General features: G+C 29.9%; 12 protein-coding genes, 6 tRNA genes and 1 other RNA gene. 17 read left to right on the top strand and 2 right to left on the bottom strand.

Translation table 11 applies throughout. The features are described from left to right. Positions 1–40: 40 nt before the first annotated feature. The 6 genes from C7U54_RS08470 (at position 41) to C7U54_RS08445 (ending at position 617) form a co-directional block, all read left to right on the top strand. A tRNA-Lys gene (locus C7U54_RS08470) sits at positions 41–116 on the top strand. Positions 117–129: 13 nt separating this feature from the next. Next, positions 130–218 (top strand) — tRNA-Leu (locus tag C7U54_RS08465). 6 nt (positions 219–224) lie between these two features. Beyond that, positions 225–298 (top strand) — tRNA-Gly (locus C7U54_RS08460). A gap of 77 nt (positions 299–375) precedes the next feature. Continuing rightward, positions 376–449 (top strand) — tRNA-Gly (locus C7U54_RS08455). Positions 450–462: 13 nt separating this feature from the next. Beyond that, positions 463–538, top strand: a tRNA-Asn gene (locus tag C7U54_RS08450). Between the two features lie 3 nt (positions 539–541). Continuing rightward, a tRNA-Glu gene (locus tag C7U54_RS08445) sits at positions 542–617 on the top strand. Between the two features lie 31 nt (positions 618–648). On the opposite strand, the gene C7U54_RS08440 is transcribed toward C7U54_RS08445, so the two are convergent. Continuing rightward, the gene (locus tag C7U54_RS08440) at positions 649–1,068 is read right to left on the bottom strand and encodes a hypothetical protein (RefSeq protein WP_107029988.1); all 420 of its coding nucleotides are present in this window, start codon (positions 1,066–1,068) and stop codon (positions 649–651) included. A 54-nt stretch (positions 1,069–1,122) separates the two neighbouring features. Here C7U54_RS08440 and C7U54_RS08435 point away from each other — a divergent pair, with 54 nt between their 5' ends. From C7U54_RS08435 to C7U54_RS08415, 5 genes are all read left to right on the top strand, one after another. Further along, the gene (locus tag C7U54_RS08435) at positions 1,123–1,323 is read left to right on the top strand and encodes a DUF1146 domain-containing protein (protein WP_032089671.1); all 201 of its coding nucleotides are present in this window, start codon (positions 1,123–1,125) and stop codon (positions 1,321–1,323) included. A 23-nt stretch (positions 1,324–1,346) separates the two neighbouring features. Further along, positions 1,347–2,243, top strand: coding sequence for a stage II sporulation protein D (gene spoIID, locus C7U54_RS08430; RefSeq protein WP_107029987.1), 897 nt, complete (start codon positions 1,347–1,349; stop codon positions 2,241–2,243). Positions 2,244–2,276: 33 nt separating this feature from the next. Further along, positions 2,277–2,906, top strand: a complete 630-nt coding sequence (locus tag C7U54_RS08425; protein WP_107029986.1) for a M23 family metallopeptidase — start codon at positions 2,277–2,279, stop codon at positions 2,904–2,906. Between the two features lie 105 nt (positions 2,907–3,011). After that, positions 3,012–4,001, top strand: coding sequence for a rod shape-determining protein (gene mreB / locus C7U54_RS08420; RefSeq protein ID WP_022001045.1), 990 nt, complete (start codon positions 3,012–3,014; stop codon positions 3,999–4,001). Between the two features lie 86 nt (positions 4,002–4,087). After that, entirely contained in the window at positions 4,088–4,861 is a 774-nt protein-coding gene (locus tag C7U54_RS08415) for a Cof-type HAD-IIB family hydrolase (RefSeq protein WP_022001044.1), read from the top strand. Between the two features lie 30 nt (positions 4,862–4,891). On the opposite strand, the gene C7U54_RS08410 is transcribed toward C7U54_RS08415, so the two are convergent. Beyond that, a complete protein-coding gene (locus C7U54_RS08410) occupies positions 4,892–6,040 on the bottom strand; it encodes a DUF871 domain-containing protein (protein WP_022001043.1) in 1,149 nt (382 codons plus the stop codon). Between the two features lie 124 nt (positions 6,041–6,164). Here C7U54_RS08410 and C7U54_RS08405 point away from each other — a divergent pair, with 124 nt between their 5' ends. The 6 genes from C7U54_RS08405 to C7U54_RS08375 all read left to right on the top strand — a co-directional run bounded on the left by C7U54_RS08405 (position 6,165) and on the right by C7U54_RS08375 (position 12,470). Then, positions 6,165–7,844 (top strand): MraY family glycosyltransferase, encoded by a 1,680-nt coding sequence (locus C7U54_RS08405; RefSeq protein WP_107029985.1) that lies wholly within the window; start codon positions 6,165–6,167, stop codon positions 7,842–7,844. A gap of 88 nt (positions 7,845–7,932) precedes the next feature. Continuing rightward, positions 7,933–8,163 (top strand): preprotein translocase subunit SecG, encoded by a 231-nt coding sequence (gene secG, locus C7U54_RS08400; protein ID WP_022001041.1) that lies wholly within the window; start codon positions 7,933–7,935, stop codon positions 8,161–8,163. 46 nt (positions 8,164–8,209) lie between these two features. Continuing rightward, the gene (gene rnr / locus C7U54_RS08395; RefSeq protein WP_107029984.1) at positions 8,210–10,390 is read left to right on the top strand and encodes a ribonuclease R; all 2,181 of its coding nucleotides are present in this window, start codon (positions 8,210–8,212) and stop codon (positions 10,388–10,390) included. A gap of 18 nt (positions 10,391–10,408) precedes the next feature. After that, positions 10,409–10,855: an SsrA-binding protein SmpB gene (gene smpB, locus C7U54_RS08390; protein WP_107029983.1), complete on the top strand. Its 447-nt coding sequence runs from the start codon at positions 10,409–10,411 to the stop codon at positions 10,853–10,855. 3 nt (positions 10,856–10,858) lie between these two features. After that, positions 10,859–11,208, top strand: a transfer-messenger RNA (tmRNA) gene (ssrA, locus tag C7U54_RS08385). Positions 11,209–11,807: 599 nt separating this feature from the next. Then, positions 11,808–12,470: a hypothetical protein gene (locus C7U54_RS08375; RefSeq protein ID WP_107029981.1), complete on the top strand. Its 663-nt coding sequence runs from the start codon at positions 11,808–11,810 to the stop codon at positions 12,468–12,470. Positions 12,471–12,787: the final 317 nt, after the last annotated feature.

Raw genomic sequence — 12,787 nt, 5'->3', positions numbered from 1 at the left:
TTGCGCTGGTTCGAATCCAGCTACCCCAGCCATAAGGTATGACCCGCTAGCTCAGTTGGTAGAGCATCTGACTTTTAATCAGAGGGTCAGGCGTTCGAGTCGCCTGCGGGTCACCATTTAACTGAATAAGCCCAGGTGGCGAAATTGGTAGACGCACAGGACTTAAAATCCTGCGGACCTTAAAATCCGTGCCGGTTCGACTCCGGCCCTGGGCACCATTCAATGCGGGTGTAGTTCAATGGTAGAACTTCAGCCTTCCAAGCTGACTACGTGGGTTCGATTCCCATCACCCGCTCCATTAAAAAAACAAAAAAATTAAAAAAAGTTCTTGCAATTACTTGATTAATGTGTTATTATTAACAAGCATTAAGTAATGCGGGTGTAGTTCAATGGTAGAACTTCAGCCTTCCAAGCTGACTACGTGGGTTCGATTCCCATCACCCGCTCCATTTAATTGAATAGGCTTGAATAGCTCAGTTGGTAGAGCAATCGGCTGTTAACCGATCGGTCGTAGGTTCGAGTCCTACTTCAAGCGCCATGTGGCTCGTTGGAGAAACGGTTAACTCACATGCCTTTCACGCATGCATTCACGGGTTCGAATCCCGTACGAGTCACCATTTGTAAATCACATCACTTCGGTGATGTTTTTTATTTATTTGCGATTTCTTCATCAAGTATATTCAAATATATATTTGTTAGTTTTGTGTTTCTTTGATCAATTATAGAAGAAATATAGGAGGTTAGGTTTTTTATTTGTTCGTCGTTATTCGCGTTAAAACTTTCACTGCAAAATATTTTCGTGCTTGATCCTTCATATTCTAACATCCAATATATATTTTTTTTAAAACTTCCTTGATTAACAGGCTCTTTTACAATTGGATGATAACTTGATGTGTTTAATTCTTGATAATAACGATCAAGATAAGAAACATTATTAAGTGTTTCTTCTTGGTAAAGTTTCATCTGAATTTGTAATATTTTTGTAGGAGCTTGGGTTGCAAGAAGTTCATACATACTTGCTGAATAGAGTCGATTATAGATAAGATATTGTAAAGTTTTATTTGTCAAAATGATCACCCTGTTTATTATATGCAGATTAATGGGTTATATGAGGAGAAATATATGTCATATCAGATATTAAAGTTAATTGTTTATTTGTTTTCTATTTTATCTTCAATGTATGGGTTAAGTTGTTTTCATTATGAAAAATATATTCTTAAGGGGAAATTAAAACAATTCTATTGTTTATATCTTGTCGCTTCTGTATCTTTAGGTTATTTATTTGCATCTTTTATTTTAGATTTTGTAACAATACATTTTTAATTTAAGTTTTCATATATTAAAATATGAAAACTATTTTTTTTAAATTATTACTTGTTCTATTTATTTTATTAGCGATTATTTTGTTGTATCAACCAACCAAAGAGAAAGATTCTTTATATAAAGGAAAAGAAAATGAAGATGTTTATGTAAGTGTAAAAGTTGGAGATAATACACAAAAAATTCTTTTAGATGACTATTTATTAGGGGTCGTTGCTGGAGAAATGCCGGCAAGTTTTGAACTTGAAGCAATTAAAGCACAAGTTGTCGCAAGTCGAACTTTTGTTTATTCACGTTTATTAAGTGTAGATAATACAACCAATACACAAGTTTATCTAGATGATGAAAAGATGAAGGTTTCATGGAGTGATCATTATGAAGAATATAAAGAGAAAGTTCAAAAAGCTATTTTAGAAACTAAGGGGGAAATCTTAACTTACCAAGGAAAGTGTATTTCAGCTCTTTTTTATTCAAGTAGTAATGGAAAAAGCGAAAATGTAGAAAACTATTTTAAAGGTTCAAGTCAACCGTATTTGGTTTCTATAGATTCACATTGGGATCAAGAATATGATCCTCAGTTTATAAAAAAAGTAAAATATACTAAAGCACAGCTTAATTCATTTTTTGGAGGTTCGTTTCAATATCGTTTTTTAGAACGCTATCCTAGTGGGAGAGTTAAATCTATTCTTATTAATCAAAAACAATATAGTGGTAGGGAAGTAAGAGAAAAACTACAATTGTCTTCAAGTGATTTTGAAATAGTTAAAGAAGGAAATTCTTATATTTTTGTGACTAAAGGATGTGGACATGGAGTTGGGTTGTCTCAATACGGTGCACAAGGAATGGCAAAGGAAGGATATAATTATCAAGCTATTTTAAAACACTATTATCAAGGAGTAGAGATTTCAAAGAATAAAGAATGATTTTATGGTTACACTTCTTAAGAGGTGAAAAGCATGAAAGGATTATTGAAGAGGAATAAAAAAACATTTATTTTTATGACTTCACTTTTATTATTTTTAATAGGTGTCGGTGTTATTCAGGAAATTGTTAAGAATTTAAAACCATTCGAAGATGTACCAGTAGTTTCGGTAGAAACAAAAGATGAAAATAAAAATCAAGGAAGTGAAGTCTTAAAAAAACCAGTCAATGATGATGTTAAAGTAAGTAAGGGTTTTTATGATACGTCTTTAGATGATAAAAAATTAGAAGAAGCACTTGTTTATTTTGAAGGAGTCTATCGTCCTAATGATGGGATTGATTATACAAAGGATAATGAAAGCTTTGATGTTTATGCGAGTGCAAGTGGGACTGTTATTAGAAAAGAAAATGATTCTTTATTAGGGTGGATTGTTACGATTGAACATCAAAAAGGTATTCAAACCATTTATCAATCTTTAGATGATATTAAAGTTGAAAAAGGAGATCAAGTGAAACAAGGAGATGTTATTGGAAAAGCAGGAAATAATGTTTATCAATCAACATTAAAAAAACATTTACATTTTATTGTTTCAATTGATGATAAAACTGTAAATCCTGATAAATATTTTAATCAAAAAATTGAAAAAATTAAGACAACATCATGATAAATTTATATTTATAAAAAAATTAGTGTCTTTTGTTTTTTTGCCTTGTAATTCAATAAAATCGTGATACAATATTGAGGAAAAAACATACAAGGAGGAGAAATAATGGCATTATCAAAAGAAATTGGTATCGATTTAGGTACTGCAAATATATTAATTTATGTCAAAGGTGAAGGTATTGTAGTCAATGAACCTTCAGTAGTGTCAATAGATGAAGAAACTAAAAAGCCATTAGCTGTAGGACAAGAGGCAAAAGATATGTTAGGTAAAACTCCTGGTAGGGTTCAAGCAATTAGACCATTAAAAGATGGAGTTATTGCAGATTTTAGAATTACTGAAATCTTATTAACTCATTTTATTAATAAATTAAATTTAAAAGGAATTTTTGCTAGACCAACAATCTTGATTTGTTGTCCATCTAACATCACTTCAATTGAAAAATCAGCAATTAGAGATGTTGCTGAAAGATGTGGAGCTAAAAAGGTATTTATCGAAGAAGAACCAAAAGTAGCAGCAATTGGAGCTGGTCTTGAAATTAATAAACCAACAGGTAATATGGTTATTGATATCGGTGGAGGAACTACTGATATTGCTGTATTATCTTTAGGTGATATTGTAACAAGTTCATCTTTAAAAATTGCTGGTGACGTCATGGATGCGGACATTATTAAATTTGTTAAAGATAAATATAAATTATTAATTGGAGATCGTACTGCTGAACAAATTAAATTAGAAATTGGTTCTGCTGTAAAAGGATCATCTGATAAAACATTTGAAGTACGTGGTAGAGACTTAGTAACTGGATTACCACATACAATTACTATTACATCAAACGAAACTGAATTAGCACTTAGAGAAACTTGTGCAACAATTGTTAAAGAAACTAAACATGTTCTTGAACAAACACCACCAGAATTAGCTGCTGATATCGTATCACGTGGTATTTTCTTAACTGGTGGAGGAGCTTTATTAACTGGTTTAGATAGATTATTAGAATCTGAATTAAATGTTCCTGTATTCGTAGCAGATGATGCATTAAATTGTGTTGCTAATGGATGTGGAGTTATGTTAGAAAACTTACATTATATGAAATAAAACTGTCTGATTGACAGTTTTTTTCTTATCTAGAAATTAAATAATATTATAATAGAATCATGATACAATTTCATTGAGGTGAAAGTATGAAGAAAGTATTATTTTTTGATATAGACGGGACATTATTGAATAGTGAATTAAAAATACCTGAAGGAGTAAAAAGAGAACTTAAAAGATTGAAAGAGGCTGGACATTATTTATTTGTTGCCTCAGGTAGACCTTTAGCCTTTATTTCAAATCAAATCATTGAGGCTGGGTTTAATGGTTTTGTATTATGTAATGGGGCACATGTAGAGCTTAATCATGAAATCATCTATGAAAATAGAATTCCTTATGAAAAAGTGAATGATTTAATGAATTTGTTAGAAAGCGTTGATTGTGAATACGATTTTGAAACAGCAACAGATTGTTATATTGATCCTTCTTATAAAGATTTTATAGAATTTTTTAAAGTATGTGATATTCGTCATGAAAAGTTAATCATTTCTTTTGATAAAGAAGAAGTAATGCATCGTACTTTAAAAATAGAAATTAGTGCTAAAAAAGATCATGATAAAATTATAGAATATATTGCTGATAAATTTTATTTTGATCATCATGGAACAGCTAATTCATTTGAAATATGTGCATTAGATACATCAAAGGCTACAGGTGTACAAAAGGTATTAGAACATTTAAATATTGATAAAGAGCATAGTTATGCTTTTGGAGATGGATTGAATGACTTAGAAATGATTAAATATGCAGGTCATGGGATTGCTATGAAAAATGCTGTTAAAGAGTTAAAAGATGTGGCTGATGAAGTGATTGGTCATGTAGATGAAAATGGTTTAGAAGAATATTTAAAAACAATAGATTAAAAATGAGGTTCGTTTTGAACCTCATTTAAATTATTTAATAAATTTGAAATGTTGACCTGGTTTAATGAAATCTAATAAACCTAAATCTTCATCTTTTACTTTACCAATTAAGTTTCTTTCACCATCATTTGGGATTTCAGTTAAAACAACTTCTAATTCACCACGATAATGAGCTAAGTTATCGTTAACCACTAAGATATCACCACGCGTAAATACTTTTTTACCACAGTCATGATGTGGAATAGATTTGTCTTCTTTAGCTTCTTTTTTATCACCAAATCCTGAATCTTGAACAGTTGCTTGGTTTTTGAATTGAAGTCTTGGGAAACTTGATCTTAACATAAATGATGAATGATCGTATCGATCCCAGTGTGGAGCAAATTCATACATGATGTATTTTTCATTATCAGTAATTTCTGTTACTTCATCAACACGTAATTCTAAAGCTTGGAAGTTGATTTTTGATAATGCTTCTAATTCTTTTGTACTTGCTGGATAGTTACCAACGATAATATCATCAACATCACCAGTGGCTAATAAATATCTTGCTTGTACTTCAATAGGTAGTGGTCTCATAATTTCAACTGTAGGTAAACCACAGAAAACTTCCCAAGGACCAATTGTTGGATCATTGTGACTTGAAACAAAGGCAGCTGTATGAAGATTTAATGCTTTCCATTGTTTATTAAATTGTTGGAATAAATCAAAATCTAATCCTGTATATCTTTCTGGGAAAAAGTTATGACACATAATAATTTGATCTTTATTTCCACCGTTTTTAATTAATAAATCAACACCAGCATCCATACTAGCATTGAATTCGATTTTAATACCATAAGGATTTCTAGTAACAGCGATATCTCCTTGAGTACCAAAGTTACCATCCAAACGAATAATATCTAATCCTAAATCTGCAAATGGTTTTAAATTATTTGGAGTAGCTCCAATTAATTTAAATACTTCTGGATTTGTATCAGCAGCAACAACAAATCCTAATTCATGAGCTTTATCCATGAATCCTTTAAATTCTTTTAAATAACTTTCTCTTTTATCATCTGGAATAGATAAAAAACAAGTAAAGATTCTAGTAAAACCTAATTTAGCAGCAGTTTCCATATAATCATAGACTTCTTTAATATCACTTTTATCTGGATAAACAGAGATTCCTAAACTATGCATAAACATATTCCTCCTTATATACTAGTATAGACAAGTTTTTGTCAGAATACAAGTCATAGAGCTATTTAAAAGTTGAAATTTACTAAAAAATAATGAATAATATAGGCATAAAGGAGGTGGCAAAATGTCACTGACGGTCATTCTTTCATTTGTTGTAACAACAATCATTTCAGCTTTAATGATTCCACTTGTAATTAAAGCTGGAAATCAATTAGGAATTGTTGCACATATGAATAAAAGAACAGTTCATAAACATGAAATAGCACGTATTGGTGGCTATGCCATTTATTTAAGTTCACTTATAGGATCAGCCTTATTTTTGAAAGCAGATCATCAAATAAATGCTATTATGGTTGCAGGATTTATAATTTTTATGGTAGGGCTTTATGATGATAGTCATGATTTATCCCCTAAAGTAAAATTAATTTTTGAAGTCATTGCGGCGTTGATTGTCATTGTTTATGGAGAAATCTATATAAAAGGATTTGGATATTTCCCAAGTGATGCGATGACATTTCTTTCAGGGATTGTTACTTTATTTTGGATTGTAGGAATTACTAATGCGATTAATTTAATTGATGGGTTAGATGGGTTATCTGCAGGTATTTCAATTATTGTCCTTGTTACTATCTCAATGACTTCTTTATTATCTGGAAGAAGTGACATTGCTTCTTTATCACTCATTCTTGCTGGAAGTATTATGGGCTTTTTGTTTTTTAATTTTCATCCAGCAAAAATTTTTATGGGGGATTGTGGAGCTTTATATATAGGTTTCATGATTTCAGTTATTTCTTTATTAGGATTTGGATACAATGCTTCTACTTTTTTTACTTTAGGAGCACCAATTATTGTTTTAATGGTTCCAATCATGGATACTTTAATAGCAATTTTAAGAAGAAAAATACATCATAAAAAATTTAGTGAAGCGGATCGAGGACATTTACATCATAATTTGATGTTTAAATTAAAATTAGGACAAAGAAAAAGTGTTTTAGTGCTTTATTTAGTCACTTTCTTATTTTCGCTTTCATCTTATTTATATTATTATAATCCAACTGCAGGAACAATTTTATTTATTGCTTTAATGATTATGTTTGAAATATTTGTAGAAGTAACAGATATGATTTCTAGAAAATATAAACCAATTTTAACAATTGTAAATATTTTTATTGATTCTGATAAATTACCAAAAATTAAATTTTTAGATCGTTATCGTAAAAGAAGATCTCCTCAAAAAGCCATGAGAGATCATTTAATTATTGCGCTATGTTTTTTACTTGTGATTGTAGGTGTTGGTTATTTTATGACATCTAAAGATACGCCTTTACCAATAAAAACTGAAACAGTACAATCTCCATACACTAAATCTGGAGATAGCGAACTATTAAATAATATTTATGCAAGACTAGATACAAGTTATAAAAATAAAGATGAAGAAGATGAATGTCAATTAGTGGCTGCTTATTTTGTGTGTGATTATTATACTTTTGTAGATAAGAAAAAAAATGAAATAGGTGGTGTTGATTATATGTATTCTGAAATGGTGGAAAACTTTAGTCAATATGCACAAACATCATTTTATAGTTATAAAAATCAATATCCAGAATTAGAGGTTTTAAAATATAATATTATATCTTATTCACCTTCAAAGGTAACAATTGCTGGATTAGAGGATAATGATTATTATAATATTTTGATTTCATTAACGTTTAATGAAGAAATTGAAGGCTTAAATTCGACAGTTAATGTAACGGTTGTAAGGGTAGAAGATCGTTACTATGTTTGTGGGTTAGATAATGCATAAGTTATTTTAAAATTATGTTGTGTTTATGAGCTTTTTATGATAATATTTGCTATGCAATGTATTAAATTAATCGAAGGAGGTTAAAAATATGTTTGAAACAATTTTAAAGGTTGCTATGGTTATTATTTCCGTTGCTCTTATTATATTATGTTTATTACAAAGTGGAAAATCAGATGATATTGTTAATGCATTAACTGGTCAAAGTTCAAATCTTTTTGCTGAACAAAAAGAACGTGGTGTTGATTTAGTAATGTCTAGAATGACGATGATTTTGAGTATTGCCTTCTTCGTGATCGCAATTCTACTACGTATGAATTAATGAATAATAGGACGCAAGGCGTCCTATTTTTTTTGGAGGTGAGAAGATGAAAGAAAGAATTTTGAATATATTAAAAGATAAAGAAAGATCAATTCATGAATTACAACATGTATTAGATCTAAATAATAGTGAAGGTTTTACAGTTTTGCTTAAAGCTTTAAATCAATTAGAAGATGAGGGTAAAATTGTAAGAAATGATAAAAATGAATATTTATTAATAGAAAATTCTAATTATATTTTAGGTGTTTTACATATTAATAAAAGAAGTTTTGGTTTTGTCATTATTGATGAAGAAAGTGATGATATTTTTATTTCTTCAAGAGATTTAAAAGATGCTTTTAATATGGATACAGTCATGGTTGAACTTAAAAAGCATCAAACAGGATCGCGTCAAGAAGGTAGAATTGTTAAAGTTATTGAAAGAGGACAAACAAGACTTGTTGGGCTGTTGAAAAATGCTAAAAGAGAACTTATCTTTGATGCGGATGATCAAAAGTTTACACAACCTATTTATATAGATCATGCACATAGTCATGGTGCAGTAGCTGGACATAAAGTTGTTGTTGAAATTAAAACGTATAAACCTTATTTAAAAGGAAATGTCGTAGAAATTTTAGGACATGTAGGAGATCCAGGGGTTGATATTTTATCTGTTGTTTCTCAACATGAAGCACATGTTGAATTTCCTAAAGAAGTTTATGAACAAATCGAATCAATTGAAAATGAAATTGATCAAGAAGAAGCTAAAACAAGAACTGATTTAAGAAATGAAACGATTGTTACGATTGATGGTGATGATGCCAAGGACTTAGATGATGCAATTTCTTTAAGAAGATTAAAGAATGGAAATTATTATTTAGGGGTACATATTGCTGATGTTTCTTATTATGTAGAAGAAGGATCTGAATTAGATAAAGAAGCACTTGCAAGAGGAACTTCTATTTATTTAGTGGATCGTGTTATTCCAATGCTTCCTCATAAATTATCTAATGGAATTTGTTCACTCAATCCTCATGTGGATCGTTTTGCAATTTCATGTTTTATGGAAATTACCCCTCAAGGGGAAGTCATTGATCATGATATCGTTGAATCAGTTATTAATTCAACTGAAAGAATGACTTATAATAATGTTAATAAAATACTTGCAGGGGATAAAAAACTACAAGAAGAGTATAGCCATGTATGTGATTTATTTTTCTTAATGAAAGAACTTGCTGAAATTTTACAAAAAACAAGAGAAGATCGTGGAGCAATCGATTTTGATACAAATGAAGCTAAAGTATTAGTTGATGAAAAAGGTAAACCAATAGATGTTGTTTTAAGACAACGTGGAGAAAGTGACCGTATCATTGAATCATTTATGTTAGTTGCCAATGAAACAGTTGCAAAACATTTTAAATGGCTTGATTTACCATTTATCTATCGTGTTCATGAAAATCCTAAGGTAGATAAATTAAGAAAATTCTCTACAATTTCTAGAACTCTAGGTTATACAATAAAAGGTTCATTAGAAGATATTCGTTCTAAAGAATTAAGTAAAATCGTTGAAGCAAGTAAAGGAACAGATGAACATGTGATTATTTCTACATTACTTCTTCGTTGCATGGCAAAGGCAAGATATGATGAACAATGTTTAGGACATTTTGGTTTAGCAGATGAATATTATACACATTTTACATCACCAATTAGACGTTATCCTGATTTAATGGTTCATCGTTTAATTCGTACGTATTTATTTAAAAAGAAATTAGATCAAGAAACTCTTTTCCATTTTGCTTCTATTATGCAAAATGTTGCTGATCAAGCTTCTTCACTTGAAAGAAAAGCAATTGATATTGAACGTGAAGTTGATGATATGAAAATGGCTGAATATATGGAAGACCATATTGGTGAAACTTTTGAAGGAATTGTTTCTTCTATTACTAATTTTGGTATGTTTGTTGAACTTCCAAATACGATTGAAGGATTAATTCGTATGGAAGATCTTGTAGATGATTTCTATTATTTTGATGATGTGAATTTACAATTAATTGGAAAACGTACAGGAAGACGTTTTAAGATGTCAGATAAAGTCAAAATTAAGGTTTCAGCTGCTTCAAAAAGAGAAAAAACGATAGATTTTCAAATTGTTGGTATGAAATCTAACAAAAAGAAGAAAAAAACTGTTATAATAAATAAGCGACGAGATAAAAAGCCAAAACAAAAGTTTAAAAGAAAAAGAAGATAGATAAAGGTGGTGATATGTATGAAGATTATTTCTCAAAATAAAAAAGCACATCATGATTATTTCTTGTTAGATACTTATGAAGCAGGTATTGAATTAAAAGGAACTGAAATTAAATCTGTGCGTTTAGGAAATGTTAATTTAAAAGATTCTTTTGTCAGAATTAAAAATGATGAGGTTTATGTAGAAAACATGCATATCGCTCCTTACGATCATGGAAACATCTTTAATCATGAAGCAAGAAGAACAAGAAAACTCTTGCTTCATAAAAAAGAAATCCTTAAAATAACTAATAAGTTAAAAGAAGGTGGCTTAACCGTTGTACCTACTAAAATGTATTTTAGTGGTTCTAAAGCTAAATTAGAAATTGCGCTTGCTAAAGGAAAGAAACTTTATGATAAGCGTAATGATTTAAAAGAAAAAGCGGCAAAAAAAGATATCGAAAAATCGCTTAAAAATTATTACTAATTTGGGGATGTCTTGGATTCGACAGGGGTATGTTTGACCTTAGCTGCAGTCGTTGGAGTACGTTAAACTCAAACAAAAAATAACTGGAAACAGACAAACTAATTACGCTTTCGCTTAGTCGACATAGACATGAAAGCTGCTAACATTGAGTGAGCCTATAGCTTTTTGTTAGTATTATAACTTTTAGGATAAGGGTTGAAGGAGTCTTGACTTTAACCACGAAAATTTAAAGAATCGCTTGGTGTAAAATTGTTCGTTGATTGTAGCCAAGTTAAACTATTCAATGGACTAAACTGTAGACGCTTTGGAGGAATTGCTTTTGGACAGGGGTTCGATTCCCCTCATCTCCACCAAAATTAAGAGTTAAAATGGATGTCATCGAAAAAATACCGATGAAATCAACGTTTTTTAAGATATTTTAAAAAATCAAAAAATAGCGATTTACGTGGATGTCACCCATATAAAAGGGTGTCACTACCTAAAAATCGCTATTTTTTACTTCAGAGATGAGGTAAAATGGATGTCATTAAAAGAAAGCAGGAAACCAAATGAAATTTTATATTAACAATAAGGAATTAAGTGAAAAAGTATTTTGGAGAACACTAGAATCATTAGTAAGTCCAATACAAAGAGTACATATCTTGGATGGGATGAAAGTGAAGATTGCCGATTATTTATGTTGGATTGAAATAGTGTAATGATTTTAAAAGCGAATATGAATGATAAGATAGTAGATCAAAAGATTTACTATCTTTTTTTTACGAAAGAAGGTGGTACAATGAAAGAAATAATCATATCTATTGTTTCAATGCAAATTGGTGCATTTATAGGAATTGCTACAATGTGCTTTTTCCAAATCAATAAAGGTAATAGTAGCTCTGATAAGCAATAAATACAAGTATAGACTTTGTACAAATTTAATGATGATAATGAGTAGAGGAGATGAGAATATATGAAAAAAAGCAATATTATAGTTTTAGCGTTATCTACATTGTTGGTTGTTTGTAATGCACTACCAATGAACAACCATGTAGAAAACAAAAAAGAAGTAATTATTTCACAAAAAGAGGTATCAAAAAAGAAATCAAAGAAAAAAGATGTATCCAAAGATGAAACCAATGAAAGTGATAAAAGTGTAAATGATACATCCAAACAAACAGCAGAAGAAAATACGATTCAGGAAGATCAAGAATCTGTAAAAAGTGATGTGCAAACTCAAGAGAAAACGAGTAATCAAAATACTAATGAAAATAAAACAAAAAAGAAAGTTGAAACAAAACAAACACCAGTACAACCTGTTGAAAGCAATCAGCCTTCTTCTGTAACACCAAGTCAGCCAGCATCAAGTGGAAATACTACTAATGCACAACAACCTCAAAAGGAAGAACAAACAAAGATTTTAAGAGTGACATATTGGGTTAAATGTGATTGCGGAAAAGAATTGACACATTCAATAGATTATAAAGATTACGAGTCTTACTATAATAGTAACGATTACTCAGTAAAGATTTTAATTAACCAATTATTAGATGAAGGACATTGTGCAGGTAATGAAGAAGTATGTGGTGCTTCGCATTATCGTTATGGTACAAATGAAAATTGGATTTATAAGTAAATCATTATCAAACTATGTAGAAACATGATAGAATTGAATGCGGATAAAGAATAAGTAAATAGTTTATCATAAATAATTACTGAAAATTCAAAATATTACCAACAATTTTTATAAAAATCTCTCATTCTTTATCCATTTGATATTATAAGCAGGCAGGTCGATATGATCTGTCTTTTTTTGTTGGAGGAATATATGTATTTAAATAAATGGGTATTCAAGCCATAGGACAATCGAAAGATTGTCCTTTTTGCATTTAATAAACAAAAGAAGTAGGGCAATGTTTAAAACTTGCATTGTAAACAATAAATAACAGGAGA

Source organism: Faecalibacillus intestinalis, from assembly GCF_003024685.1.
Taxonomy (GTDB): domain Bacteria; phylum Bacillota_I; class Bacilli_A; order Erysipelotrichales; family Coprobacillaceae; genus Faecalibacillus; species Faecalibacillus intestinalis.
Note: the sequence above shows the minus strand (reverse complement) of the source record. Positions and strands in the feature narration are given on the sequence as shown.